General features: G+C 40.0%; 23 protein-coding genes. 5 read left to right on the top strand and 18 right to left on the bottom strand.

The window, feature by feature from the left end:
• Positions 1–10: 10 nt before the first annotated feature.
• On the bottom strand, positions 11–790 hold the full coding sequence (locus tag DF216_RS00110) for a ribonuclease HII (RefSeq protein ID WP_129325536.1): 780 nt from the start codon (positions 788–790) through the stop codon (positions 11–13).
• A complete protein-coding gene (ylqF, locus tag DF216_RS00115) occupies positions 777–1,628 on the bottom strand; it encodes a ribosome biogenesis GTPase YlqF (RefSeq protein ID WP_129325537.1) in 852 nt (283 codons plus the stop codon). The genes DF216_RS00110 and ylqF overlap by 14 nt, the downstream gene beginning before the upstream one ends.
• 209 nt (positions 1,629–1,837) lie before the next feature.
• Between ylqF and mazE the strand changes: the two genes are divergently transcribed.
• A complete protein-coding gene (gene mazE, locus DF216_RS00120) occupies positions 1,838–2,053 on the top strand; it encodes a type II toxin-antitoxin system PemI/MazE family antitoxin (protein ID WP_084972401.1) in 216 nt (71 codons plus the stop codon).
• Positions 2,037–2,393 carry a type II toxin-antitoxin system PemK/MazF family toxin gene (locus DF216_RS00125; protein WP_084972400.1) on the top strand — a complete coding sequence of 119 codons (357 nt, stop codon included), beginning with the start codon at positions 2,037–2,039 and terminating at the stop codon, positions 2,391–2,393. Before mazE ends, DF216_RS00125 begins: the two co-directional genes overlap by 17 nt.
• Before the next feature lie 32 nt (positions 2,394–2,425).
• Here DF216_RS00125 and DF216_RS00130 read toward each other — a convergent pair whose 3' ends face one another.
• The 5 genes from DF216_RS00130 to DF216_RS00150 form a co-directional block, all read right to left on the bottom strand.
• Positions 2,426–3,604 (bottom strand): hypothetical protein, encoded by a 1,179-nt coding sequence (locus tag DF216_RS00130; RefSeq protein ID WP_129325538.1) that lies wholly within the window; start codon positions 3,602–3,604, stop codon positions 2,426–2,428.
• A 17-nt stretch (positions 3,605–3,621) separates the two neighbouring features.
• Positions 3,622–7,275: a helicase-exonuclease AddAB subunit AddA gene (gene addA, locus DF216_RS00135; protein WP_129325539.1), complete on the bottom strand. Its 3,654-nt coding sequence runs from the start codon at positions 7,273–7,275 to the stop codon at positions 3,622–3,624.
• Positions 7,272–10,547, bottom strand: coding sequence for an ATP-dependent nuclease subunit B (gene rexB / locus DF216_RS00140; RefSeq protein ID WP_129325540.1), 3,276 nt, complete (start codon positions 10,545–10,547; stop codon positions 7,272–7,274). Before rexB ends, addA begins: the two co-directional genes overlap by 4 nt.
• A gap of 106 nt (positions 10,548–10,653) precedes the next feature.
• Positions 10,654–11,073, bottom strand: a complete 420-nt coding sequence (locus DF216_RS00145; RefSeq protein ID WP_129325541.1) for an EVE domain-containing protein — start codon at positions 11,071–11,073, stop codon at positions 10,654–10,656.
• A complete protein-coding gene (locus DF216_RS00150) occupies positions 11,066–11,527 on the bottom strand; it encodes a MarR family winged helix-turn-helix transcriptional regulator (protein WP_038805262.1) in 462 nt (153 codons plus the stop codon). Before DF216_RS00150 ends, DF216_RS00145 begins: the two co-directional genes overlap by 8 nt.
• A gap of 146 nt (positions 11,528–11,673) precedes the next feature.
• Here DF216_RS00150 and DF216_RS00155 point away from each other — a divergent pair, with 146 nt between their 5' ends.
• The 3 genes from DF216_RS00155 (at position 11,674) to DF216_RS00165 (ending at position 14,299) form a co-directional block, all read left to right on the top strand.
• Complete coding sequence (locus DF216_RS00155; RefSeq protein WP_129325542.1) at positions 11,674–12,483, top strand: Cof-type HAD-IIB family hydrolase; 810 nt, start codon at positions 11,674–11,676, stop codon at positions 12,481–12,483.
• 144 nt (positions 12,484–12,627) lie between these two features.
• Positions 12,628–13,536 (top strand): ATP-binding cassette domain-containing protein, encoded by a 909-nt coding sequence (locus DF216_RS00160; RefSeq protein ID WP_129325543.1) that lies wholly within the window; start codon positions 12,628–12,630, stop codon positions 13,534–13,536.
• A gap of 10 nt (positions 13,537–13,546) precedes the next feature.
• A complete protein-coding gene (locus tag DF216_RS00165) occupies positions 13,547–14,299 on the top strand; it encodes an ABC transporter permease (protein ID WP_129325544.1) in 753 nt (250 codons plus the stop codon).
• Between the two features lie 39 nt (positions 14,300–14,338).
• Here the strand turns inward: DF216_RS00165 and DF216_RS00170 are convergent, their stop codons facing one another.
• From DF216_RS00170 to DF216_RS00220, 11 genes are all read right to left on the bottom strand, one after another.
• A complete protein-coding gene (locus tag DF216_RS00170) occupies positions 14,339–15,217 on the bottom strand; it encodes a sensor histidine kinase (RefSeq protein ID WP_129325545.1) in 879 nt (292 codons plus the stop codon).
• Positions 15,217–15,915, bottom strand: coding sequence for a response regulator transcription factor (locus DF216_RS00175; protein ID WP_129325546.1), 699 nt, complete (start codon positions 15,913–15,915; stop codon positions 15,217–15,219). Before DF216_RS00175 ends, DF216_RS00170 begins: the two co-directional genes overlap by 1 nt.
• Before the next feature lie 106 nt (positions 15,916–16,021).
• Positions 16,022–16,759 (bottom strand): TraX family protein, encoded by a 738-nt coding sequence (locus DF216_RS00180; RefSeq protein ID WP_129325547.1) that lies wholly within the window; start codon positions 16,757–16,759, stop codon positions 16,022–16,024.
• Between the two features lie 144 nt (positions 16,760–16,903).
• The gene (gene aguB, locus DF216_RS00185; RefSeq protein ID WP_129325548.1) at positions 16,904–17,779 is read right to left on the bottom strand and encodes an N-carbamoylputrescine amidase; all 876 of its coding nucleotides are present in this window, start codon (positions 17,777–17,779) and stop codon (positions 16,904–16,906) included.
• A gap of 9 nt (positions 17,780–17,788) precedes the next feature.
• Positions 17,789–18,874, bottom strand: coding sequence for an agmatine deiminase (aguA, locus tag DF216_RS00190; RefSeq protein ID WP_129325549.1), 1,086 nt, complete (start codon positions 18,872–18,874; stop codon positions 17,789–17,791).
• Positions 18,871–19,998, bottom strand: coding sequence for a carboxynorspermidine decarboxylase (gene nspC, locus DF216_RS00195; protein WP_129325550.1), 1,128 nt, complete (start codon positions 19,996–19,998; stop codon positions 18,871–18,873). Before nspC ends, aguA begins: the two co-directional genes overlap by 4 nt.
• A complete protein-coding gene (locus DF216_RS00200) occupies positions 19,998–21,257 on the bottom strand; it encodes a saccharopine dehydrogenase family protein (protein ID WP_129325551.1) in 1,260 nt (419 codons plus the stop codon). Before DF216_RS00200 ends, nspC begins: the two co-directional genes overlap by 1 nt.
• Positions 21,254–22,114: a polyamine aminopropyltransferase gene (speE, locus tag DF216_RS00205; RefSeq protein ID WP_129325552.1), complete on the bottom strand. Its 861-nt coding sequence runs from the start codon at positions 22,112–22,114 to the stop codon at positions 21,254–21,256. Before speE ends, DF216_RS00200 begins: the two co-directional genes overlap by 4 nt.
• Complete coding sequence (locus tag DF216_RS00210) at positions 22,115–23,575, bottom strand: aminotransferase class I/II-fold pyridoxal phosphate-dependent enzyme (protein WP_129325553.1); 1,461 nt, start codon at positions 23,573–23,575, stop codon at positions 22,115–22,117.
• 546 nt (positions 23,576–24,121) lie between these two features.
• Positions 24,122–24,433, bottom strand: a complete 312-nt coding sequence (locus tag DF216_RS00215; protein WP_129325554.1) for a hypothetical protein — start codon at positions 24,431–24,433, stop codon at positions 24,122–24,124.
• A 143-nt stretch (positions 24,434–24,576) separates the two neighbouring features.
• Positions 24,577–26,370: a KAP family P-loop NTPase fold protein gene (locus tag DF216_RS00220; protein ID WP_129325555.1), complete on the bottom strand. Its 1,794-nt coding sequence runs from the start codon at positions 26,368–26,370 to the stop codon at positions 24,577–24,579.
• Positions 26,371–26,400 lie beyond the last annotated feature (30 nt).

Consider the following 26,400-nt stretch of genomic DNA (forward strand, 5'->3'; position numbering starts at 1 on the left):
TTCCTCCAACTTAACTTTCTTTATTTGCTGAAACCAGTGATTTTATCGGTTCAAAACTGGTCCGATGAATGGGAGTAACTCCTAGTTTATCAAGACCTTCTAAGTGTTTTGCCGTTCCATATCCAGCATTTGCAGCGAAATCATATCCAGGAAACTGGTTGTCATAATCCTTCATTAAACTATCCCGTGTCACTTTGGCAACTATAGATGCAGCCGCGATAGAAAGTGAGTTAGCATCTCCCTTGATGATGGCTGTTTGTGAAATTGGTAAATCAAGCTGCATGGCATCAATCAATAGGTGCTCAGGTTGTGGACTGAGCTGAGAGATTGCTTCTTTCATGGCGAGCTTGGTTGCTTCATAGATATTGACTTGGTCAATGACTTGATTATCCATGATTCCAATGCCGATTGATAAAGCTTGGTCCTGAACGGCTTGATAAATTTCCAAATGTTTCTTTTTGGGGATTTTTTTACTATCGTTGAGGCCTCTGATTTTACAATTTTTAGGTAAGATTACCGCTGCAGCGACTACAGGTCCAGCAAGAGGACCACGACCAACCTCATCAACACCTGCTATTAAGCTTAATCCTTGTTTATAAAACTCTTTTTCATAGGAGAGCATAGATTCTAAGCGAAGGTCTTCATCCAGTTCTGCCTGAATGGCTTTTTTCCGCTTGCTGATTTCCTTTTGAACTCCAGTTCGGCTATCTTTTTCCAGTTCAAGAAAAAGGGGATTGTCTAGGTCTTTGACCGTAGCAAGAAGTTCTCTGATTTCTTTAATCGTCGTCATCGATGTCTTCCAATGTATCTAAGGTATAGTTACCGAGCTTTCCATCGCGAACTTCCTTCACGAAGAGACTGTAAAAGCGGTCGTAGTCGTCTCGGAAACCAAGAGCACGTGTCATATCCATGATGATTACAGGAGCTTCTTCTTCAATTTTCATTTGTTTAAAGCGTTCAGCTAGTTTTTCTGGATAATGTTCTTTGAAATAATTGAGACCAAAAATGGTCACTTCATCCATAGGAAGCAACTGGTCCTTAATTGCTCCAGTTAAGGCTAGTTTCAGTGCGACAGTATCATCTTCAAACTTAGGCCAGAGAATCCCTGGTGTGTCTAAGATTTCAAGGTCTTTATTGGTTTTGAGCCATTGTTGCCCCTTGGTAACACCTGGTTTATTGCCGACAACCGCAATTTTTTTTCCAGCCAAACGATTCATCAGGGTTGATTTACCAGCGTTTGGAATTCCGATAATCATAGTCCGCAAGGTTTCAATCTTGATACCGCGTTCTTTCTGGCGTGCAATCTTATCAGCCATGAGCTTTTTCGCTGCATCAGTCACAACTTTTACAGTAACTTGCTCTTTGGAATTGATGGCCAGTGTTTGAATTCCTTGTGATTCAAAGTACTGACGCCATTCTTTTGTCATCGCTGGATCAGCTAGGTCTGCCTTGTTCAAAATCAATAATTTGGGTTTATCACCCACAATCTTGTTTAACATAGGATTTTGACTAGATAAAGGTAGACGCGCATCTACCAAAATCGTCACAAAATCAACAAATTTTAAATTCTCCTGAACTTGTCGTCGAGCCTTAGACATGTGGCCCGGAAACCATTGAATAGTCGCCATAATATTTTCCCCTTCCGACTAAAAAAACGTAATAAAACGTTTTCTTTCTCACCATCTATTCTATCATAAATTAGGTACTTTTGCACAGGCTTTGACTAAAATAAAATCATACTAAAATACATAAATTAAGTTATGTATTTTAGTATTTACTTGACTTAATGTGCTATTTGGTATATACTTTGTATATACAGTTTAGTGGAGGTAGAGTGATGAATACGGTAAAGACTCGGAAGGTGGGAAATTCTCTCACAGTGACCATTCCTAAAAATTTGGGTATGGCAGAAGGTCAAGAAATGGTTGTCTACAAAGGGATTGACGGTGTCATTGTCCTGGCTCCGAAACTAAATGATCCTTTTGATGGGATTACTGATTTAAGAATGACAAATGATTTTGAAGGAGTAAGGTCACTTGATAGCGAAATGTGATTATATTCCTGAAAAACAGGATATCATTTGGCTAGACTTTGATCCATCAGTTGGTCGGGAAATTCAAAAACGGCGGCCTGCCTTGGTTGTGTCTAGGAGAGAATATGCTTTGCAAACTGGTTTTGTGGCTGTCTGTCCTATCACCCATGGTCAGCAGCATTTAGCAGAAAAAGGCCTGCTCGTTCCTGTCTCGTCGGATAAGGTAGATGGTGCTGTCAACCCATTTCAACTGTATACCTTTGATTTTCGGATGCGCAATGCTCAAAAAATAACAAGAATGGACACACAGTGTTTTCAGAAAGTCGTCCAACTTTACCAGTACATCTTTGGAGATACATAAATCCTACCATGCATAAACAAGGTAGGATTTTTCTATATGACTAATCTTTCTAAAAATGGTTTGAGGCAGTTGAGGAGAATGCCTTCTATCCAGCTTTCCTGTGCTGAGGAGAGATGTTCTGCCTGAAGGCTTTCTTTTAGAAAATCTCGAACTTGTTCTGGTGCGATTTCAAACTCAAAAGCTTTCATTTTATAGAAAAAGTCGATGAGTTGATCTGACAGGTATTCAGTTGAAAAGGTCACTTCTCCACTTTTTCGATATTCTAATAAGAGCCGATCAAAGCGGGATTTTTCTTCAGGAAGCTCACGAAAATAGGAATTGAGGATCCAGATCTGCTTCTGCTTTCTTTCAATTGGATCCTGAGTTGCAATTCGTTGGTCTTTTTCCAACTCTTTCTGATCTTGCTTTGCCTTGAGAGTACGTTCTTCTCTATTCTTTCCAAAAAGAATTTTTTCCCACTTTCGTTCTTCTTGTGTGAGAGTTTCTGTAAAGCCGAAGTAATCTTGATAAGCTCGTTCAGCGGGCCCCATGGCTAGGATGAGATTATCTGCGTATTGCTTGGCGATTTTATCTCTTTTCTTACGTTCTTTCTCTGCCTGAATCCGTAAATGCTGCTCGTAGTCTATTTTCTCCTTACCTAGCTTAACAAGGTAGAGTTGATCATCGGTCTTACCAAGTAGAAAAGGTTTGATACACTTTTCAAGGACTTCTTCCAGACGCGCCTTCTTTTTTGGCTCAGCCTTGGTCCAACTTCTTCCTTGAAAGACTTCTAGAAACAGCTGGTAATCTTTCTCAGGTGCAAACTGATTGCCACGATTGGCTTTGAAGACACCTTTTTCCCAAAACCAATTTAGAAGTCGTTCGTCAAAATCGTTTTTATTGACCTTAATTTTTTCCTTTTTCTTGACCTTTCTAGTCAGATTTTCTAGCTTTCTGAGCAGTTTTTCTTCCTCTTCTAGTTGCTGATCGAGGCTAATACGATGAAAATGGCGAACACAGTCACTGCCGATAGGAAAGAGGCGTTGTCCTGTGACATTGTTAAAGAGTTCATAAGCGTACTTAATGGCATTTCCACAGATACAATTGCTACGGCCAATGCCATTAAAAATCAAGGAAACTTCATTCCATTCCTTGGTAGCTTGATCCCAAGTATTTGCTTGCGAAGCTTGTAAAACTGCGTCATGCAGGGATTTTCTAACTGGAAGTGGCATGAGGTCTCCTTTCTAGATTATACTTTTACAACTTGAACCTCGTCTTTGCCGAGTAAGATCAAGTATTTTTCAATATTGTCAATCGAATAGGCTCGTGATAAAGCTTCTCCGTAGAGGGATAACTGACTACGATAGCGGTCTATGAGTTGACTTGCTTCATCATAACGATCAGTCTTATAGTCAAAAAGAACGATACGATCTCCGAAAATCAGATATCCGTCCAAGATTCCACGGACAACAAAGTCTTCCTGACTCTTTTGGTCTCGTTTGAGCATGGAGAAGGGTTGCTCGCGATAGAGGTGGTTGGTATTAGCGAGAATTTCTTGACCGAGTGGCGTATCAAAGAAAGCTAGGATTTTAGAAAGATTAATCTTGTCTCTAACGGCTGGACTCGTTTGAACTTGTTTGAGAGTTTCTGTCAGACTAGCAAGCGTTGGTCGCTGACTGAGGTCAATTCGCTGCATGAGTTCGTGGGTTGCACTACCAATCTCCGCTCCCGTTACCTTTTCTTTAGTTGAAAAATCTGGTAAATCGAAGCTGATATGTTTCTCTGGTGATTTGGTTTGGTTAGCAATTTGAACACCTTCCATATCCATAACCGGTTCATAGAATTTCTTGATTTGGCTAGGAGTTTGGACACTAGGGAGTTCAATAGCCGCATGGTGCAGAGTATTATAGACTTCTACTTCTTTTAGCATTTCAAGGGCTTCTTTGATGATTTCTGACTGACGATTGTCTGCTTGAGAGCTATCTTGTAGAGGACTCTTGTTTTCCAATTTACCAATAGATTCTCTGGTCAGCTGGTCTTCACCAACAAAACGATAGCTAAAGTTGAGATTTTCCTTGGCAAATACTTTAGTGATAGCCCAGATCCAATCTTGGAAATTCCTTGCTTGAAGTCTGGTATTTTTATCTAGTTTTCCGTTTTCAGATGCTGGATATTCCTTGGCTTCCAGCTTTTCACGAGAGCCCTTACCGACAAGATAAAACTTTTTCTCAGCCCGTGTCATGGCAACATACAGCAGACGCATCTGCTCTGAATAGCTAGCCAGTTTCAGTTCTTCTTCATTCTGCGTATAAGTAAGGCTAGGAATGGAGAGTTTAATGGTTTTAGGATAGTGTGCTTCTACTGATCCTGTTTCCACCTTGGCAATGTATTTGACACCAAGCCCATTCTGCCGACTGAGAATAACATCAGACATTGAGTCTTGCTTATTAAAATCTTGATCCATGTTGAGGATAAAGACATAAGGAAACTCCAGACCTTTACTCTTGTGAATGGTCATGAGTTCCACTGCGTCTTTAGGCGGTGCGACGGCTACACTTGCAAGATCATGCTGTGCTTCCAAAACCTGATCAATCATTCGAATAAAACGAGACAAGCCCTTGAAATTACTTTTTTCAAACTGGTCTGCTCTCAAAGCTAAGGCATAGAGATTGGCTTGTCTGGCAGGACCGTTAGGCAAGGCTCCAACATAATCATAGTAAAAACGATCGTTATAAATCTTCCAAATCAAGTCATAAAGGGAGTGGGTTTTGGCATATAAGCGCCAAGAATCCAAAATATTCATGAATTGGCTTAGTTTTTCCGCTAAAGCTGTGTGAATTAAGTCCTTCAGTTCAGTTTCCTGTTTTTGAGCATGAAGCAGTTTCTCATAAAGATTCTCCTGGACTTTATCAGCTGCTTTCTGAAGAGACAAGCGTGCTAACTCGTCCTCATCAAAGCTAAACATTGGAGACTTCATAAGCGCAACCAAGGCATAGTCTTGCAGGGGATTGTGGATGACACGAAGAGTGTCTAGCATGACTTGTACTTCTAGGGATTGGAGGTAATTATTCTGTTCTCCGTCTGTTCTAACAGGAATTCCGTACTCAGACAGAGCGAGGAGTATCTGGTCATTACGACTGCGACTGGAAGTCAAAAGAGCAATTTCCTTAAAGGCTACACCTTTCTCTTGATGGAGTTTCAGGATTTCCTTGATGACTAAGCGCATTTCACCTGTTAGTTTTGTTTCAACTTGGTTCTCTTCGTCCTCTTGCCCACTGTCGTCCTTATCGTAGAGAAGAAATTCTGCCTTGTTCTCAGGATTGGGAGTTAGTTTGGTATTGGCAAAAACAAGCTGGTGCATGCTGTCATAATTGATTTCGCCGACTTCTTGGTCCATGAGCCGTTCAAAGACATGGTTGGTTGCGGATAACACTTCTGAACTACTACGGAAATTTTCTTTAAGAAGAATCAACTTGCCTTCTTGGGGATTTTTCGCATAGCGTTGGAACTTCTCATTAAAAATCTGTGGATCTGCCTGACGGAAACGGTAGATGGACTGCTTGATATCTCCTACCATAAAGCGATTATGACCATTTGACAGCAATTCCAGCATCCGTTCTTGAATGTGGTTGGTATCCTGATACTCATCGACCATGACTTCATGGAATCGCTCCTGATATGCTTCACGAACTTGTGGAAACTTCTCTAAAATTTCAATGGTGTAATGGCTGATATCAGCAAATTCAAAGGCATTTTCCTGGCGTTTACGCTCACGATAAGCCTCCACAAAATCACTAATAAAGTTTTGGAAAGTTTTAGCTAGCTCCCAAATGTCTCCATGATAACGCTCTTGATAGTCAAGAATCGTTACCTGATCAGCTAGCTGTCCAAGTTTTGCAAACTGGGATTTTCTCTCCTCGTTATAAGCATCTGCAAGTGGCTTCAAATCAGCCTTTCGACTAGAGTTAGCTAGAGCCCGACCATTTTTCTCCTTTGAGATGGCGACAACACGAACAAGCACTTCTTGATAAGCCTGACTATCAGACTCGTGATTTAAGGAGCTAATTTCATCCAAAACATCTTGAATAGCTTCTAAATAGGCAGCTTTGGGGAACTCTTTGGCATCATTATCTAGATGATAACGGAAAAAGCTTTCCAAATCCCAAAGCGCCCGCTTGATTTGCTCAGTCAGTTTTCCTTTTTCACTAATAAAATCGGCTTCTTCAAATCCTTTGAGGAAAGATTCACTCAGCCATTTCTGAGGGCTGCTAGTAGATTGTAAAAAGTCATAAATTTTGTAGACTTGCTGACGCAGACCACGTTCATCCTTGCCTCGACCAGCAAAATTCTTCACCAAACGACTAAAGTTCTCTTTGTTTTCACCTTGGGAATGGTCTTCAAACACCTGATGAAAAACTTCGTTTTTTAAGATTAACTGTTCACTTTCATTTTGTAGAATACGAAAATTGGGTGCAATATCAATCAGATAGCCATGTTTGCCGAGGAACTTTTGTGTGAAGGAGTCCATGGTTCCGATGGCAGCGTTGGGGAGGTCTGCTAACTGTCGTCCCAAGTGCTGTTTAAGATCGACATCATCGGTTTCTTGGATTTGTTGGCTGATTTTTTTCTCCAAGCGCTCTTTGAGTTCAGTAGCAGCCTTGACAGTAAAAGTCGAGATAAAGAGTTGGCTGATTTCTACACCACGCGCTAACTGATCCAGAATGCGCTCGGCCATAACAAAGGTCTTCCCTGAACCAGCAGACGCTGAAACTAGGATATTTTGCCCTGCGGTATAAATGGCTTCGATTTGCTCGGCAGTTCTTTTCTGTTCCTTGCTCGAACTTGCTTCTGCTTTTTGCAGTTTTTGAATTTCTTCCTCAGTTAAAAAGGGAATGGGCTTCATCGATTCAACTCCTCTCTCATTTTTTCAAACCAAGCTTGCTTGAGCTTTTCTCCGACCAGACGCTTTCCGTCAGCTAAGTCTAACCTCTCTAGGAAACGGGCTTGTCCCAAGTGGTAATTTGCTTCAAAACCTGTGATGGCTTGGTGTTGCTGGACGTATGGGGCAATGCTTCTGCCATTTTCGGTATAGGGATTAATGGCAAACTGGCCTTGTAAAATCTTCTCAGCTGCCTTCTTGTAAAGATGGGCATTGTAGTCCAATAAGAGCTGGAATTCCTCGTCTGTCAGCTGATTAGCCTTGTTTTTGTTATAAAACTCTCCCAAGTGACTGCTTTCTTTTTCTAAAAAGAGTCCTTGGTATTTCATTGATTTGCTGGCTTCTACTACTGCTCCTGCTAGACTTTTAACAGCTAATAAAGATTGGACAGGCTCAGCCATTTCCAAGTACATGGCACCGAAAAAGTTCTGCTCCCCTTCCTTTTTAAGGGCAGCAAGATAGGTTGGCAACTGGGAATTGAGCCCATTAAAGAAATGAGGAAACTGGAACTGGGTCAAACTAGACTTGTAGTCCACCACTCCTAGCGCTCCATCAGCTTTCAGGCGGTCAATACGGTCAACCTTGCCTCTAACATGGACACTGCGACCATTATCCAATTGAATAAAGGCCTGGTCCTTACCACCAAATGTTGCCTCCTCTTGGATGCTTTCAATGGCTGGATTATGACGTAGGATGTGGCCAGTGGTCCGAGCGACATCAAGCAGAACTTCCTTGGTAAACTGAGCTTCCAAACTTTCTTGATAAATGGCTTCAAATTCGCGTTCTTGGCTGGTTTCTTGAATAGCTTGTTCCAAACGCTGGTCAAACGGATTTTCAGCAGGCAGTTTCAAGGCACGTTCAAAAATACGGTGTAAGAAATTTCCGTGACTACGAGCATCTGGACGAAGGCGCAATTCTTCCTGCAAACCTAAGACATAACGGAGGAAATAACTGTATTGGTTACGGTAAAACTCCGTCAAACCAGAGGTAGACAGGTAAAACTCTTTGTCAGCAGGGTAGAGAGCCTGCAAGGTCTCTTTCTCTAATGGCTTACTGCTTGGACTAGTTGGGATAGCTGGATTTGTAAGGCCTTTTTGATCTAGTTTTTTACCCATCACACGCGCCAGAACCTTGACAAAGGTCACATCTTGTTCATTTTCACTAGAACCTGCCTGCTGGTGATAGGCAACTAAACTAGACAAGAGACTGTGATAAGAACCCATATCTTCTTTGCTAAGTTTTTTATGGTTCATTCTCTTTTCTATTCGGCTAAATCCAAAACTCACCAGTTCATGAAGATAGGCAGATTCCTTGCTCTCATTTTCATTGAGAAGACTGGGTGCTGACAACACCAACTGTTTACGGGCAGCGTTGACTAAAGAAAGCATGGTATAGCGATTTTTCTTGAGGTTTTCACTGCTTGCAATCAGCAATTGTGTTCCCTCTTCTGTCGCTTGGTTTAGACTTTGTCTTTCTTCGTCTGTCAAAAGGCTGGTATTTTGTGCAATTTTTGGTAAATGATCCTGCGTTAGTCCAATGGCATAGACAAAGTCAGCAGTCAGTGGTGCAATCAAATCATAACTCTGCACCAGAACAGTGTCCACAGTCGCTGGAATAGTGCGATACTGAGATAAAGTCATCCCTGAATGGAGTAAGGCTAAGAAGTCCTCCAGACTTACTTGTGAACCATCAAAAACGGTCGCAAATTGTTCTAAAACATGACAGAAAGCTTTCCAAACTTCGGCTTGTCTTTCCTGTTCTAGGGCTTCCATAGTGGATGTCAAACCTTGCATCTGCTTGCTTAAAGCAGCATTTTTTAGAAAAATACTCCACTTTTGCACGAGATGTTCAGCCCTTTGTTTTCGACTGGCTAATAAGGTTTCAAGTGGCGTCAAAACACGCAGACGAATGGCGTTCAAACGTTCCAAATCGAATTTTCCGTGGTGGGATTTGGTAAAGGTCTGCTGAAAAGCTGGCAAGCCATTGATGCCAAGATAGCGTAGATATTGCTCAAAAGCATCAATATCCGCTTGGCTAAGGGCAGTATACAGACCAGTTCTGAGGAGATTAATCAAATCCTCCTGACGAAAACGGTAGCGTTTCAAACGTAAAATAGACTCCACATACTGTGTTAAGGGATGATGGGCCATAGATTCACTTCTACCTAGATAGAAAGGAATCTGGTACTGGTCAAAAATAGTTTTTAGTGATAACTGATAAGAAGCTACATCTCCCAGCAAAATACGGAAATTCTTGTAACTCAGTTCTGGATGGTCATGTAATTTCTGACGGATGCTGCGGGCTACCAACTCCAACTCTTCTTTTTGTGTCAAGCAAGACCAGATTTGCAGATTTTCACGGTCCTTCTCATCTACATCCAAAGTGAGTTCTGAAAAGTCATAAGAAGACTCTAGCAAACGAGAGGCCTTGTCAAAACTATCCATGTACGCATGAGTCTGAGAACGGTCTTGAGCAACCGTTTGGTATTTAGCACCTAAATGATGAAGAAATTCCACACTGGCTTGGTAGAGATTTCCTTCAGTGAACGGACTGGTATAGGCCTTCTTGCTTGCATAAGCACCAATGACAATCTCAACACCTTTACGCTGGAGCAGATCCACCACATGTTCTTCCTCAGCAGAAAAACGGGTAAATCCGTCAATGACTAAGGCAATCTGACTAAAATCACTACTTACCTTATCATTCTCAATTGCCTCAATCAAATGGGACAACTGACTTCCCTGAGCCAACTGACTCTGATTGAGATAGCCAGTCACTTTCTCAAAAATCAAGAGTAAATCTGCTCGCTTGTCCTCATCCGTCAAACTTTCCAAGTTTAAAAAGTTCATCTGAGCAGTCGTCATCTCATGATAAAGTTCAATCAGCTGCTGGATAAATTGAGGGTCCTGTTTAATCGCACCATAAACTCGTAACTCTTTGGAGTCCAGTTCCGCAAGACATTTATAAAAGGCCATCCCAAGACCGATATCATCAAGACTGGTCTTTGTAGGCAAGTCATTCAAAACCAGGTAACGAGCCATTTGAGCAAAGCGCGTGACGGTAATCGCAAAAGAAGCCTGCTGGGACAAGCATTCCAGCACGGCGCGTTCTTTTTCGAATGAAAGAGAGTTGGGTGCGATGTAGAAGACTCGCTTGCCTGCAGCAACCAGCTCTTCCGCCTCTCTGGTTAGAATTTCTGTCAAAGAAGTCCGAATATCAGTATAAAATAATTTCATCTCAGCCTCGTTTGGTTTATCAAAGTTTCTTACTCTATTATAGCAAAGTTCGCTTCACACTCCAAATCCAAAATTCTAGTTGACAATCATTTAACTAGCAAATCAATCATGCTTCATCATCCACTTTCATATGCTGAAAGATATAGAGGAAAAAGTCTTTGGAAACTTCAAAATGTCCATAACGAAGTCGAGAAGTATAGTCTCTCCATTCAGGATGTTGTCTGGCTATTTCTATGGAGCAATCTTTGACTGGTTGATAATACTCGACATTTCGTCTAAAGGGGAAGAAGCCTTCAAATTGCTCTACTTGATAGGCTTTGTCATCTGAAATTTTACCTACGGCCACAAAAGCCTGTAACTTATCTTGACCATTCATATCGTATTTTGGGCTATAGTATAAAAGATAGTCACCTTTTTTCATACGATTTAAGGGGCCGCCCTTTCCATGACAGACCTGACAAAAATTCCCTTCAACTCCTCTTAAAACATGGTTCTTTGAAACAACTCCAACCCAATATCTAGGCATTTTTATCCTCCAACTCTACTAACATGCGATTAAAACTTTCTCTATCTTCAGAAAGTTTATCAAAAAATTCTTCATCAACCCCTTCTACTAAAGGTAAAGCTTGATTGACCTTCTCCGCGCCAGAATTCGTCACTGAAACCAGTTTTGCCCGACTATCCTTTGGGTGTTGATCACGTCTAATGTAGTCTTTCTTCTCCAGTAACCTAACAATCTGGGAAACCGTCATGACATCCATACCAGTGAACCGAGCAATATCAACTTGCGTTACATATTCCTCTCTATTAGACAGAAACAAAAGAGAAGTCAAAACGATAAATTGAGGCAAAGTGAGGCCAACCGATTTCAAAACTCTTTTTAAGTTGCTTTCCCATTTGTTGTAGACTTTGATGAACAGAAGACCTGTAGACTCTGTTTCATCATTTTTGTAAATTGAATTAAATTGATACTTTGTCATTATTTCTCCTTGAATATTAAGTATACATATTATATAAGAATTTATTTTGTTTTTCAAGAAAAGGAAAGCCGAATGTTACAATTCTGTCAGACATTTTATAGTCTATATGCTATAATAAAAGCAAAACACCTAGAAAAGGAAGTCTTATGATTAAACTACTAGCCTTGGATATGGACGGAACCCTCCTTAATGAAGCCAAAGAAATCCCGCAAGCCCACATCACTGCCATTCACCAAGCCATTGAAAAAGGTGTCAAACTGGTTCTCTGTACAGGTCGCCCGCTTTTCGGTGTCCTTCCTTACTATAAAAAATTGGGACTGGACCTCCAGAATGAGTACGTCATTGTCAATAATGGTTGTTCAACTCACCAGACCAGTGACTGGGGGCTAGTGGACTGGCAAGAACTCAGTCCAGCTGACATCGAATACCTCTATGACCTAGCTGAAAAAAGCGACGTCCAGTTAACTCTTTTTGATGAGGAACATTATTTTGTCCTCGGTGGCAAGCCTAATCAAATCGTTCAAAATGATGCCAAGCTAGTCTTTTCAGACCTGACTGAAATTTCCCTTGAGGAAGCCACCAGTGGTAAGTACCGTATGTTTCAGGGTATGTTTTTAGGCACCAAAGAGCAAACAGACGATTTTGAGCAGCGATTCGCTGAGGAACTCTGCCAACGATTTAGCGGCGTTCGTTCGCAGCCTGTCATTTACGAAGCAATGCCACTTGGAACAACAAAGGCTACTGCTCTTTCTCGACTAGCAGCGATTTTGAAGATCGAGCCCTCAGAAATTATGGCCATGGGCGATGCCAATAACGATATCGAAATGCTCCAGTTTGCAGGCCTTGGTATTGCTATGGGAAATGCTAGTGAGCATGTCAAATCCCTTGCCAATGACGTTACAGCCAGCAATGAAGAAGACGGCGTCGCGCGTGCCATTGAGAAGTATATTTTATAGAGAAAATCCCCAGTTAAATCCTTAACTGGGTTTTTGACATTTTAAAAATCAGAAAACTTTAGAAACTCTTTAGAAATACTTGAGCTTTCTTTGATTTCTATAGCTTATACTAAAGTTAGAAAAATAAATCTAAAGGAGAAAATCATGAAAACAGTACTCGAAATTCATGGACTGACCAAACAATTTGGTAAACAAGCTATTCTTCAAGATCTTAGTCTAACCATAAAAGAGGGAGATATTTATGGTTTAATTGGAAAAAACGGAGCAGGTAAAACTACTCTTATCAAAATAATTACACAACTACTGTTTGCGGATAAAGGAACTATTTCCCTCTTTTCTAGCCAAGAAGAAAATGAGTGGACCAAGGCTTTATCTCGAGTTGGTTCTGTTATCGAATCACCTGTAGCCCATAATCATTTAACAGCTTATCAAAATCTGAAATATTATTGTATGATTCGCCATATTCCAAATGCTGATAAAGTCATTCAAGAAACACTGGACTATGTAGGTTTGTCTGATACAGGTAAGAAAGTCTTTCGTGATTTCTCGCTAGGAATGAAACAAAGACTTGGCATTGCCATTGCCCTCCTATCCAAACCAGACTTCCTTATCTTAGATGAACCCATTAACGGTCTAGATCCTATTGGTATCAAAGAATTTCGTCTGATGATTCAACGGCTCAATCAAGAAAAAGGCATAACCATTCTCATCTCTAGCCATATCTTGTCGGAACTCTATCTTCTAGCTAATCGTTTTGGAATTCTGGATCAAGGTAAGATTATCCGTGAAATCAGTAAAACTGAATTTGAAACACTGAGTGAGGATTATATTGTGCTTAAAACAAGCGACAAAGAAAGAGCTTGTCAGGTATTGAAAGAACAAATCCAGCTCCAGTTTAAGGTTGTCAATCCTGAAAATGAAATCCATATCTTTGGAAATGAACAAGATGTCAAACAGATTCTTAAGCAACTAACTTTGGCCGATGTTGCTATTGATGAGATATACTTTGCCCGTCAAAACCTAGAAGAATACTTCACACAATTGGTAGAATAGGAGAAAAATCATGATACATACCATTCAAGCAGATTTTTACCGTCTTTTCCGCTCCAAAGGATTCTGGATTACAGAATTCATTCTCTTTGTACTTATGTTACTGGGTGCTACTATTGGCGCTACAGGACATCTAATGTCCGTTCAAACAGCACCACCTGAGACTCCTACCCATGGTTGGAATGGGATAGAAGCTCTAATCAACGTGTCAAATAACGGCTCAAACCTCGTTTTCCTCTGTATTATTCTAGTATGTTTAGTTCTTGGGGTTGATCTAATCGGCAAGCTTTATAAAAATAGTTTGACTGTTGGTGTTTCTCGTACAGAGTTTTTCCTTGCTAAATCCTTTGTACTAGCAAGCATCGCTCTCTTGCAACTCATCGCCAGCCTTGTGATTGCTTTTGTTCCCTCAACCCTACTAAACGGACTTGGTACAATGCCTGATGGTTTTGTTACTAATCTCCTCTTGACGATTTCCCTTCAATTTCTCTGCCTTCTCGCTTGGCTTTCGATTGTTTCCTTTATTCTCTACCTAACTCATTCTTATCTTGCCGTATTTATTGGTTATCTGATTAGCTCTATCATACTTTCTATGCCAATGCTTCTTTTCCCAGACATTGAAATTCTACGATATTTAATTCTAGATTTTGCCTATGCTATGACTAGTAATAGCCAAGCTATTCTCTATACCATCACGATTTGCGTAACGGTCATACTTTTCTTCTCTTTCAGTGGACTGACTGTTTTCAAGAAGAAAAGCTTATAAAAAGGACCTCCTCTAAACTTATAGAGGAGGTTTCTTCTGTTAAAAATAAATAAAGACTGAAAACCATTCTCCATCAGTGGCTAGCTTCATTTCCGCTCCAAGAAGATGAACTAATTCCTCAGTAATATAGAGACCTAAACCAGAGGATTCTTCGGTATCTGACATATTTTCAGAATAAAAACGATTGCTGAGATTGTCTATATTCTTGATAGATTTTTTGACAAGATTATCAATTTCCAAAACAAGCCTATTTTCTTCCTTTTTCAAAGAAAGTCGAGCCTTCTCCTTACCGTGCTTGAGAACATTTCCAAGGAGGTTTTGTATAATTCGATCAAGCAAGTCCTCATCAGTCGTCGTTTTTAATCCTGGTTCAACGTTAAAATCAAGAACAATCTGTGAAGATTGGAAAACATCGTAATAGGCTAAAGTCTTCTTCGTTATAAAGGTTGATAAATCAAGCTCTTCCAGTTTCGGTTTGACTGCTCCTTCCATCAAATGACGATATTCAAGAAGAGCTTCCAAACGTTTGGAAACCAACTCCTGATGATGGGATATTTTGCTTAAAGTTTCCTGACTATTATCGGGGTGTTTTATTAGTTGCTGAGTATATCCTGAAGCGATTGTCAAAGGTGTCCGAATATCATGAGCGATGTTACTGATTGCCATATCCAGGGTGCGTTTTTCACGCTTCATGATGAGCTGATTCTGTTCCACTTCTTGAAATAGATTCTCAATTTGGTTATGTAGACGCAAAATGGTCTTTGAAAAGAAATTTACCCCAATCCTCTTCATGCTACCAGATCGAATCTTTTCTTCGATTTGTCTGCTTAAATCTCTAATTGCTATATGATAGCGAATCAAAGAAATCGCCAAAATAATGTTAGTAAGGAGTAATATTGATATCAAAATGTAATTCATTATTTGTCTCCTTTTAATCGAACACCAACTCCCCAAATGGTTTCAATGTACTCGTGATTCGGATCCAGTTGATGTAGTTTCTTACGGAGATTGCTTAGATGGGTGTTGAGCGTATTGTCTCCAGGCAGGTAACTTTCTTCCCAAATCAATTCATAAAGTTCTTCCTTGGTGAAGATCTTTTTAGGATGCTGGAGCAACATTTGGAGAATCTGGCACTCTTTCTTTGCAAGGCGAATGATTTCAGTTGCGTTACTTATTTCAAAACTATCCGCATCGAACTGGATATTTTTAAAGTTTTGTACGAGGTTATCAATTTCTCTTCGATCTTCTGACTGATGTTCACCACTTTGGCGTAATTGCACGGTGACTCTGGCAAAGACTTCGTCCAAATCAAAAGGTTTTACTACATAATCATTGGCCCCGTCTAGTAGATATTGGCTGATGAGCTTTTTATCACCTAAAGCAGTAAGCATGATGACCGGAGTCTGATTCGTTTGTCGAATAGCTTGCAAGACTTGGTCACCATTTTTCCCAGGGAGCATGATATCTAGTAAAACGAGATCAATGCCACCTTTGTCAAATTGCATGATACCTTCTGTGCCAGAAAATGCTTGGATCACCTCGTGTTCCTCTGTAAGAAGGGTTCTTAAAATTTCCTGGATTTCATTATTATCTTCAATTACAAGAATGCTCGCCATAAACCTCGTCCTTTCTAAAACTATTATAACATGTTTTGTTAGGAATTCCAGATACAGAAAAGCTCCTCTCACATTTTAAGCAAGAAGGAGCTAATGAATATTGAATCTACTTAACCAAATAAGCAATCAAGGTTATAATCCATAGATGAGCTGGGTAGAAAATATAAAAGAAATATTTACTCCAACTAGTTTCTTTTCCTCGCTGTCCATTATAAAGTGCCATAAAAGGAAATACGGTGACAAAGAGCCAGTCAGAATTGTAAAGCATCATTTCCAGTGTTTGGTGCCAAGTGTCGTAAATTTGGATGGAAGTCACTAACAAGAAGGCCCACAGAAAGGCATATAGGAGATTTCGCAATCCCTTGCGATTTCGACAAGAGTAACTAATCAAGAGAAATGGTAGCATGGTGATGCCACCCTCAGTAAAAAGACACCCGAAAACCAAGAGACCAGCAACTCCAATCCGACGCCACAACTTCTCTTTTTTATCCAACTCTTTTCTGGGAAAACCAATCCAAAGCATGGTGACACCGATGGCCAACGTCAAGAAAATATTATTAGTGACCATTACTCCCTTAGAGGCAAATAGGGCATTGAGGAGGCTATTTCCAGCAAACATGATAAGCGCACAACTCCAAAGGCGGATGAGGTAGTTTTTCAAATTTCGAGTATGGATGAAGCCTTCCATAGCCATATAGGCAAACCAAACTCCCACACAACGGGTCAAGGCGTGGAAAATACCTTCCCACAGAGGAGAAACGATTCCGGTGATATGAGGGATATGGTCCAGAACCATTACTGCCGCCATCAGATACTTCAACTGCGTCGCATTCCATTTTTTCATAATAAACCTCTTTCTTTTTGATCTACATAGAGTATAGCATACATTTCTACGTATAATCGTACACCTATCTTACATTTAAAAAGCCTATCTTACATTTTTGTAAGACAGGCGTGAATATTAAAAGTTTATTATGAAAGTTACCTTCTAGTCCGTAATTCGTTGGTACATTTCTGGTCTTCTATCTCGAAACAGTCCCCAGTTGAGGCGTTCACTTGCTCCCTTATCAAGGTCATAAGTTGCTAACAGAACAGCTTCCCCTTGTCTTTCGGCTCTCTCTAGAATAGCTCCTGTTTCATCCGTCATAAAGGAGGAACCGTAGAAGTCAAGACTGGAACTCTGTCCGCCATTTTCCTCACTAGGAGTGACTTCTTCCCAGCCATAGCGATTGGCTGCAACAACTGGAACAATATTTGCTGCTGCGTGGCCTTGCATGGTACGTTGCCAGTGCCCACAACTGTCTGTATCCAAAATTGGCTCTGAACCAATAGCTGTTGGGTAAAAGAGTAATTCTGCCCCATTCAATGCAAGACAACGGGCTGTTTCAGGGAACCATTGATCCCAACAGATACCAATCCCAATCTTAGCATAGCGAGTATCCCAGACCTTGAAACCAGAGTTACCTGGCGTAAAATAAAACTTTTCTTGATAATAATGATCATCTGGTATGTGGGTCTTCCGATAAACACCCAGCACTTCTCCATCTGCATCAATGACGGCGATTGAGTTATACAAGACATTGCCATCTTTTTCGTAGAAACTAATCGGCAGAACAACCTGTAGTTCCTTAGCAATTACTTTAAAATGCTGAATGGCTGTATTTTCTGTCACCGACTGGGCATACTGATAATAGTCATACTGGCGTTCCTGGCAGAAATAGGGACGTTCAAACAACTCGGGTAAGAGAATGATTTGTGCGCCTTGTTCTGCAGCCTGACGTACTAGACGTTCCGCTGTTTGAATATTTGTTGCCACATCCTTGGCACATTGCATCTGGATCGCTGCAACTCTAACATTTCTCATCTTTTTCTCCTATTCTGGAATTTGTTGGGTGATACAGTGGATATTGCCACCACCTAAAAGAATGTCTCTTGCTGGTATTCCTACGACCTTACGGTCTGGAAAACACTTGCTGAGGATATCTAGGGCCACTTGGTCGTTTACATCCTCAAACTGGGGCACTAAGACAGACTTGTTGGCAATATAAAAATTGACATAGGAAGCTGCAAGACGTTCACCTGCATAACGCTCTTCTTCCCCTTCTTCGTAGATGTAGCCTGGCAAATCTTCTTCGGTTACAACTTGATGAAGCGCTGGGATTGGCAATTTATGAATAGTGAAGGGACGCCCTTTTGCATCCGTTTCCTTCTCTAAAAGGGCAAGGTCAGCTGCAGACATGGCATACTGGGGATCGTTTTGATCATCTGTCCAAGCCAAGACAAGTTCCGCAGGACCAACGAAAGCGGCAACATTGTCAACGTGTTCATTGGTTTCGTCCTGATAAATACCATAAGGTAGCCAAATAACTTTTTCAGCGCCAAGACTCTCTAGTAAGGTCTCTTCAATCTCCTCTTTAGTCAGGTGAGGATTGCGTCCAGGACTGAGTAAGCAACTTTCAGTCACAAGAATAGTCCCTTGACCATCGCTATGGATTGCCCCGCCTTCCAGTACAAAAGGTTTGGCATCGTAAACAGGCATTTGCAATGCCTCAGCAAAACGACTGGCTACTTGGTCATCCTCTTCATAATCTTGGTAGAGGCCATCGACAGCACCACCCCAGGCATTAAAAGACCAATCGACTGCCAACTTTTCTCTTTTATCATTGACGAGAATAGTCGGCCCAGTATCACGCGCCCAGGCATCATTAGTAGGAATATCTAAATAAACAACCTTGTCTCCTAGATAGGATTGGGCTTCAGATAGATAATCCTGCTCCACCAAAAGATAAACAGTTTCCCCTTCTGCTATGGTCTTGATAATCTGGCTAAATGCTTTTTTTGCAACCTTTCCTTGAAAAGGCCATGAACCTGGTCGAGTCGGCCATATCATGAGGGTGCCATGATGGGGTTCGTACTCTGCTGGCATACGATAACCTGCTTTTTTCGGAGTTTCTATCATGATAATCTCCTTTTAAAGTCTTGATAGCCAAAGGCTTTGACTAAGCTGCAGTCTCCCTGCTCGTCCATAAGATAGAGACTTGGCAAGCCAATACCATTAAAGGTATTATTTTTGACAAAGGAGTAGATTGCCATGTCTTCAAAGTAAAGTCTATCACCGATTTGGACTGGATTTTCAAAACTATAATCACCAATCACATCACCCGTCAGACAGGTATTGGAAGAAAGTCTATAGGTATGGGCTTTTTCCTGTGCCTCAAATCCATTTCTCAAAGGTGGGCGATAGGGCATCTCAAGTACATCAGGCATATGGCAGGTCGCAGAGGCATCTAAAACTAAGATATCCATACCGTTTTCGACAATATCCAATACTTCAGTAGCTAGATAACCCGCATTGAGCGCAATAGCTTCACCTGGCTCGATATAGACCTCAAGATTGTAAGTTTCTCGGATACGCTTAATTTCAGAAATCAGCAAATCTACATCATAGTCTTCTCTTGTGATGTGGTGTCCCCCACCCATATTGAGCCATTTTACCTCATGTAAATAAGGATCAAACTGCGCTTCTACTGCTTTCAAAGTTGTCTCTAAATCATCTGAACCTTGCTCGCAAAGGGTATGAAAATGGAGGCCATCCACCAAATCCAACAAATCACTAGGAATTTTATCAAGTGTCACACCAAAACGAGAACCTGGTGCACAAGGGTCATAGAGCGCGTGGTCACCCTGTGTTGAACATTGAGGATTGAGACGTAGACCTACACTAATACCAGCCTCACGACAACGAGGCCCATGTTTACGCAATTGTCTCTCAGAGTTAAAAACGATATGGTCTGTTATCTCAAGCAATTCCTCCAAGTCCGCATCCTTGAAAGCTGGCGCAAAGACATGGACTTCCCCCGGGAATTCTTCTCTTGCCAGCTTCGCTTCATAGAGTCCACTAGCAGTTGTACCAGATAGGTACTGGCTAATTAAGGGATAGGTTTTATAGAGAGAATACGCCTTCTGGGCAAGCAAAACCTTGCAACCGGCTTCTTCTTGTACATATTGTAAAATACGACAGTTGGCTTCTAACTTTGCCAAGTCTATGACATAAGCTGGTGTTGGTACTTGTTCTAATTTCATTAGTCCACCATTTGTGGATTCTCAACCACAACCCAAGGCAAACCATACCCATTCAATGCTTCCATGAATGGATCTGGATCCAACTCTTCAAGGTTGTAAACTCCAGGTTGTTTCCAAGTTCCGTTCATAACTAATTTTGTCCCAATCATAGCTGGAACTCCTGTTGTGTAAGAAATAGCTTGTGAACCAACCTCTGCATAGCACTCCTGATGGTCGCAAACATTGTAAATGTAGATGGTCTTTTCAACGCCATCTTTGACACCTGTAAAGATACATCCGATATTTGTTTTTCCAACAGTACGTGGGCCAAGGCTTGCAGGATCTGGAAGCAAGGCTTTCAAGAACTGGATTGGTACAATTTCTTGTCCGTTAAAGTTAATGGTATCCGTACGAAGGAGCCCTACGTTTTCCAAGCATTTCATATGCGTTAGATAAGATTGGCCAAAAGTCATAAAGAAACGAATCCGTTTGACTCCAGGAATGTTTTTGGCCAATGATTCAATTTCTTCGTGGTGAAGGAGATACATGTCTTTTTGTCCAACCTGAGGGAAATCATACTCACGCTTGATAGACATAGCTTCGACTTCGACCCATTTTCCATCTTCCCAGTAAGAACCTGGTGCAGAAACCTCGCGTAGATTTATTTCTGGGTTGAAGTTAGTCGCAAACGGATAACCGTGGTCACCACCATTACAGTCTAAAATATCGATATAGTGGATCTCATCAAAATAGTGTTTGAGAGCATAAGCTGAAAAGACACTGGTCACACCTGGGTCAAAACCAGAACCAAGAAGAGCTGTCAAGCCTGCTTCTTTGAATTTCTCCTGATAAGCCCACTGCCATGAGTAGTCAAAGTAAGCTGTAAAACCTAGTTCCTTGCAACGTTTTTCATAAATGGCGCGCCATTCAGGGTCTTCTGTATCCTCAGCCTCATAGTTGGCAGTATCGATATAATGCACACCTGTTTCCAAACAAGCATCCATAATGGTCAAGTCTTGGTATGGTAAAGCTACATTCAAAACAGCTTCTGGCTTGTAGCTTTTGATCAGGGCAATCACTTCTTCTACCTTGTCAGCATCAACAGCAGCTGTTTCAATCTTTGTATTTGTTTTACCTTCCAGTTTAGCCTTCAAATCATCGCATTTTGACTTGGTACGGCTAGCAATCATAATCTCTGTAAAGGTTTCGCTATCTTGGCAAATCTTTGAAATAGCAACTTGGGCAACGCCCCCACATCCAATAACTAGTAAACGACTCATTTTTTTCCTTCCTCTTCTTCTAAAATGTCCTCAACATACTTGGGCAACATAAAGGCTCCCACATGTAAGTTTGCAGTGTAGTATTCTGTGAAAAGCTGGCGTTTTTTCCAGCCTTCCTTGTCAAAATCTTTGACAGGGTGGTATTTTTTCGATGCAAATCCAAACAACCAATAGCCAGCTGGGCTAGTTGGAATATGGGCCTGATAAACTCGGCTGATTGGAAAGGCTTGATTGACCTTGCGGTGCATGCTTCGGCAAGCTGACTCATCTTCGTCAAAGAATGGACTCCCATGCTGGTAAATCATGATGCCATCTTCTTTGAGAGCTCTGTAGCTATTGCCGTAAAATTCCTTGGTAAAGAGTCCTTCCGTATGGCCAAATGGATCTGTCGCATCGTTGATGATAATATCGTAGTCATCTTCACAGTTTCGTAAAAAGCGTAGCCCATTTTGGTAGTAAATGGTAACACGAGGATCATCTAGACCCGCAGCAAAGTCTGGGAAATACTCACGACAAACCTCAACCAACATCTCATCTGGTTCCACAATATCGATTTGCTCCAGTTCAGGATAGTGGGTTAATACTTGGGCAACACCACCGTCACCACCCCCAATAACCAAGACTTTCTTTGGATTTGGGTGGACAGCCATGGGAACGTGGACCGTCATTTCGTTGTAGACAAAATCATCCGCATCTGAAAACAAGACATGCCCATTTAAGATTAGTATTTTCCCAAAAGCGGGAGTATCTAATACTTCTATATCCTGCCATTCACTTTTTCCAGCATAGAGTTGCTTGGCAGTTCTCAAGGACAATTTCACATCTGGAGTATGAACTTCAGAAAACCATAAATCCATCTAGTTCTCCTTTCTCTTAATGACGTTGATGTGATTGACCTCTGGATCTTCCGTCCCTTGGAGGGAGCAACCACGTTCCTTTGCAAATTGGATATAGTCTACAATTTCTCGTGTAATACGTTCACCAGGAGCCAGGATAGGAATCCCAGGAGGATAGCACATGACAAATTCTCCACAGACCTGTCCAACAGACTCATCCAAGGTCAAACTTTTTCTCTCTGAATAGAAGGCTTCCTGAGGAGATAATACCAACTCGGGCTGGATATATTCTCCAGCTATCAAGTCCTTCCCATCTCGTGAATAAAGTCTCTTGATATCAGCCAAAGCACCAACCAAACGCTCAATGTCTTGGATGCGATCACCGATTGAAATATAGGCCAAGATATTGCCAATATCACCAAACTCGATCTGAATATCATATTCATCTCTTAGGAGGTCATAAACCTCGATACCTGTTAAACCAATACCCTGAGTGTAGACTGAAAGCTTTGTCACGTCAAAATCACAAACGGACACTCCGTCTATTAACTCTTTTGAGTAGGCATAGTAACCACCGATAGCATTGATTTCACGACGAGCATACTCGGATAGCTCAATGACCTTCTCAAAAGACTCTTTACCACGAAGGGCTAGATTGCGACGTGAAATATCCAAACTAGCCATCAACAAGTACGAGGCGGATGTTGACTGGGTCAGGTTGATGATTTGACGAACGTACTCAGGATTCATCTGCTCTCCGATTAAAAGAACTGAGCTTTGGGTCAAACTCCCTCCAGACTTATGCATGGAAACTGCTGCCATATCAGCTCCTGCGTCCATAGCAGAAATTGGAAGTTTATCAGTGAAATGCAGATGAGCCCCATGGGCTTCGTCCACTAAAACAAGCATGCCAGCTTCATGAGCCATTTCTGTCAACCCCTTTAGGTCTGAACAGATTCCGTAGTAAGTAGGATTGTTAATCAAAATTGCCTTGGCCTCAGGATGTTCCTTTATAGCTTGTGCTACACGGTCATTTTCAAGACCTAAGGCGATGCCGATTTTAGGATCTACGCTCATCTCGATATAGATGGGAATGGCGCCACATAGAACCAGCGCATTGATAGCAGATTTGTGGACATTACGTGGCAGAATAATCTTATCTCCCGCCTTGCAGGTGGAAAGAATCATAGTTTGAACAGATGAAGTGGTTCCACCAATCATTAGAAAAGCATGGCTGGCTCCAAAAGCATCCGCAGTAAGCTCCTCTGCATCCCGAATAATCGAAATAGGATGTCCTAGATTATCCAAGGATTTCATCGAATTGACATCAATGCCAACACATTTTTCTCCCAACAATTCAACAAGTTCTGGATTTCCCCTTCCTCGTTTGTGACCAGGTACATCAAAGGGAACGATCCTTTTTTTTCGTAGCTTAATCAGACCTTCATAAATAGGGGCTTGATTCTGATCTAACTCTTTCAAAACATACTCCTTTACCGTATTTGTAGCGCCTCAAAAATGAGTGCGACCAAAGGTTGACTTATGAAAAAAGAGCAGGTTTTCACCTGCTCTGCAATCTTCTGACGTGTGTATTTTGGTTTCTGTTGAGTATGTCTGTTCCCGATGTTTCCTAACTCTCTAGTAGCAAATATTACGTACTTTATTGATCGTTTCACAAGATGACGTGTGCTTTCACCACACTAAAATTTATGAATTAGGACAAGTTTCCTAACATCAACTTATAAAAGTAGGCTTTTAACCCTATCAATAATGTGGCTTTTCAACCACGCTTCGGCATTCAACCCTGCCTGTCCGTAGGCATTTTTTACTCGGGTTTATATTTGCTAGAAAACATCTTCTCATTTTCTAAGCCTTATAACTATATCATGTTTACAAGAACTTGTAAAGTACCTTTTTTGAATTTTCTTAAATTTTGTTCGTGAATAGTTAAATCGCTACCAAAAAGTTCATGTTTAACGAACTGAAAACGATTATAAAAGGAACTAATTTTTTTAGTTCCTTTCAAGATTATTTAATCTTATGCTTATCCATTTTTTCCTGGAAAATTTCTGTAATGATTTTGCGCAATTCTTCTCGTTCCTTTTCAGGAATCTCACCACTTCTTTTGGCTACTGCATAGAGCTCTGGATGTTCGACAGAAATACGCTTTATTGTCCGAGTTGTTGCATGTTTTCGCACGAAAAAGGGGATGCGCTTGATCCACTCTTGGGGAACCAAATCTAGTATTTTAGCCGCTGTTTCCTTATCACTAATCTCAGAAGTTGTTAGTCCTTGCTCAATCATCTCTTGTTCTTTTTCAGTAAAGTCTTTTAATTTCATTAGCCTTCTCCTATCTAAAAATATTTCTATGGTAAATTATATACCAATAAGAGAAAAACTACACAGAATAAATTTTGTAAGATATGCTCAATAATGAGATTTCATCGTTTAGTCAACTAGTGAAATCAAAAAGCACTAAAAAGCTAAAAATATTTTTTGGCATCCTCTAAGAGCCTTGAAAAATCACTTAAAAAAATTTTTTCAAATTCGTCATATTTTTGGAGATTCTGTCGTAACGTTTTAGCTTTAAAATGTTTATAGGTGTTTCTATTAATCTTTCCTACTAGTTTCTTATTAACATAGATTTGTATACCATCATTATTTATATTTCCATAAGTATCACCTGATATATAAATTGAGTTCGATTTATTATTTTGAGAGTAAATATTTAATCCTTGTCCTTTTCCTTGTGTTAATCGAACTATATTATATTCATTAGCTATCTTTATAAAATCTAATGAAATTGGCTTTTCGCGTTCTTCCTTCCTCTCTTTTCCAAAATACTCTGGTTTCGAAAGGTCGAAATGATTAGTATTAACCAGTGTATTAAATAATTTGCGAATAACGAATTGAACATCTTCATTCGGTGAATGATTTTGAGTTGAGGTTTTATTTATATCTATATCGAAGTTTCCGGTTGAAATTGTATTTGAAAAGCTCATTCTTTTCATCAAATTTTCTAACTCTTCAACTTCTAATTTATCAACATTATATTTAAGCAATAATTTTAAAGTATTAAAAAATTTTCTGAAAGATTCTAACTCTTTTTGATTTTTAAAACTAAAGATACCATAGCGAGACACGAGGGAATTATAATCAGCATCGTCAGGTATTTCAAATGAATTTTCAAGTAAATCAATGAGAAAATATTTGGTTTCTTCAGAATCTTCTGGACTATTGTTATATGAAGTCAATAAATAGTCATAAGCTTCATCAAATCGTAATTGAAAACATACTGTAGCTATGATTAGTAATTTGTCATCATTTTCTAACTCATTATTTGAATTTATAATATGCATTAAAAGGCTAACAGAATTGAATAATCTGTTAACACTGCGAGGATTATTTCCGATTGAGTCTCTAATTAATTGAGTTACATTCTGTGTAACGTCATCATTAAAATAAAAATTAATTTTTTTCAAAGAGACTTTAACAAAGTTCTCCATATGATAATTTGCAACAGGTACAGTAAAAGGCACTTGAATTATTTTCTCAAAAAAAGCTTTTCCTTTTTCGTTGTCCAAATCATCACCATACTTACTTTTTGTTCCTCTTAAAACAACATTATAATCAATAGCTAAAACAAAGACACAATTTCTGCAATCTAAGAAAAGTTTTAAAATTTCTAGGAATTCAATCGCTTTTTTTGGAACCAATCTGTCAAGGTCATCAATGAAAATTACTATCTTTTCATAATTATTTTCTTTAACAAAGTCATCAATGATACTTTGTAGATTTTGTTTCAGATTTTTTAAATTATTAGCTTTTTCCTCATTGCTTATTAATTTTAGAAGTTGATTATTAATTTTTTCAATGTTTAAGAGACCAAAATCTAGTTTTAGATATTCCATACTTTTTGTAATAACTGCCAAAGATTTTTTAAAGTTCTCTCTTTTATCTACATCAGTTACTTCTAATTCATCAATTAAATCTGTAATTAACGTGACTGCTAAATCCTTATCCATATCAAATTGTGAATATTGCCAAGTATTAAAAAATATTGTTTTAATTTTTCTTTTTGAATTACTTGACGATTTTTCTTTAAGTTTTTCTTCAACTTGATACATGATGCTGGTTTTTCCGGTTCCCCAATCGCCTTGAATAGCTAGTGTTAAAGGAGTTTCGCATCCAGTAATAAAATTTGATAACCCAAGAATGTATTTGTCAATCATAAATTCGTCTTTTACAGTTGGAATATCAGAAAATGAATTGTACATATAATTTCCTTTCAAAATGTTTCATCTAGA

Source organism: Streptococcus oralis, assembly GCF_004127215.1.
GTDB lineage: Bacteria > Bacillota > Bacilli > Lactobacillales > Streptococcaceae > Streptococcus > Streptococcus oralis_BD.

Excerpts from the sequence above, each read along its gene's own strand:
- DF216_RS00165 (WP_129325544.1), top strand. The coding sequence starts at position 13,547 with ATGATACATACCATTCAAGCAGATTTTTACCGTCTTTTCCGCTCCAAA.
- mazE (WP_084972401.1), top strand. The coding sequence starts at position 1,838 with ATGAATACGGTAAAGACTCGGAAGGTGGGAAATTCTCTCACAGTGACC.
- DF216_RS00155 (WP_129325542.1), top strand. The coding sequence starts at position 11,674 with ATGATTAAACTACTAGCCTTGGATATGGACGGAACCCTCCTTAATGAA.
- DF216_RS00150 (WP_038805262.1), bottom strand. The coding sequence starts at position 11,527 with ATGACAAAGTATCAATTTAATTCAATTTACAAAAATGATGAAACAGAG.
- DF216_RS00175 (WP_129325546.1), bottom strand. The coding sequence starts at position 15,915 with ATGGCGAGCATTCTTGTAATTGAAGATAATAATGAAATCCAGGAAATT.
- addA (WP_129325539.1), bottom strand. The coding sequence starts at position 7,275 with ATGAAGCCCATTCCCTTTTTAACTGAGGAAGAAATTCAAAAACTGCAA.
- DF216_RS00180 (WP_129325547.1), bottom strand. The coding sequence starts at position 16,759 with ATGAAAAAATGGAATGCGACGCAGTTGAAGTATCTGATGGCGGCAGTA.
- DF216_RS00130 (WP_129325538.1), bottom strand. The coding sequence starts at position 3,604 with ATGCCACTTCCAGTTAGAAAATCCCTGCATGACGCAGTTTTACAAGCT.
- DF216_RS00215 (WP_129325554.1), bottom strand. The coding sequence starts at position 24,433 with ATGAAATTAAAAGACTTTACTGAAAAAGAACAAGAGATGATTGAGCAA.
- speE (WP_129325552.1), bottom strand. The coding sequence starts at position 22,114 with ATGGATTTATGGTTTTCTGAAGTTCATACTCCAGATGTGAAATTGTCC.
- DF216_RS00170 (WP_129325545.1), bottom strand. The coding sequence starts at position 15,217 with ATGAATTACATTTTGATATCAATATTACTCCTTACTAACATTATTTTG.
- DF216_RS00110 (WP_129325536.1), bottom strand. The coding sequence starts at position 790 with ATGACGACGATTAAAGAAATCAGAGAACTTCTTGCTACGGTCAAAGAC.
- aguA (WP_129325549.1), bottom strand. The coding sequence starts at position 18,874 with ATGATAGAAACTCCGAAAAAAGCAGGTTATCGTATGCCAGCAGAGTAC.
- DF216_RS00160 (WP_129325543.1), top strand. The coding sequence starts at position 12,628 with ATGAAAACAGTACTCGAAATTCATGGACTGACCAAACAATTTGGTAAA.
- rexB (WP_129325540.1), bottom strand. The coding sequence starts at position 10,547 with ATGAAATTATTTTATACTGATATTCGGACTTCTTTGACAGAAATTCTA.
- DF216_RS00145 (WP_129325541.1), bottom strand. The coding sequence starts at position 11,073 with ATGCCTAGATATTGGGTTGGAGTTGTTTCAAAGAACCATGTTTTAAGA.
- DF216_RS00200 (WP_129325551.1), bottom strand. The coding sequence starts at position 21,257 with ATGAGTCGTTTACTAGTTATTGGATGTGGGGGCGTTGCCCAAGTTGCT.
- DF216_RS00220 (WP_129325555.1), bottom strand. The coding sequence starts at position 26,370 with ATGTACAATTCATTTTCTGATATTCCAACTGTAAAAGACGAATTTATG.
- aguB (WP_129325548.1), bottom strand. The coding sequence starts at position 17,779 with ATGAGAAATGTTAGAGTTGCAGCGATCCAGATGCAATGTGCCAAGGAT.
- nspC (WP_129325550.1), bottom strand. The coding sequence starts at position 19,998 with ATGAAATTAGAACAAGTACCAACACCAGCTTATGTCATAGACTTGGCA.
- ylqF (WP_129325537.1), bottom strand. The coding sequence starts at position 1,628 with ATGGCGACTATTCAATGGTTTCCGGGCCACATGTCTAAGGCTCGACGA.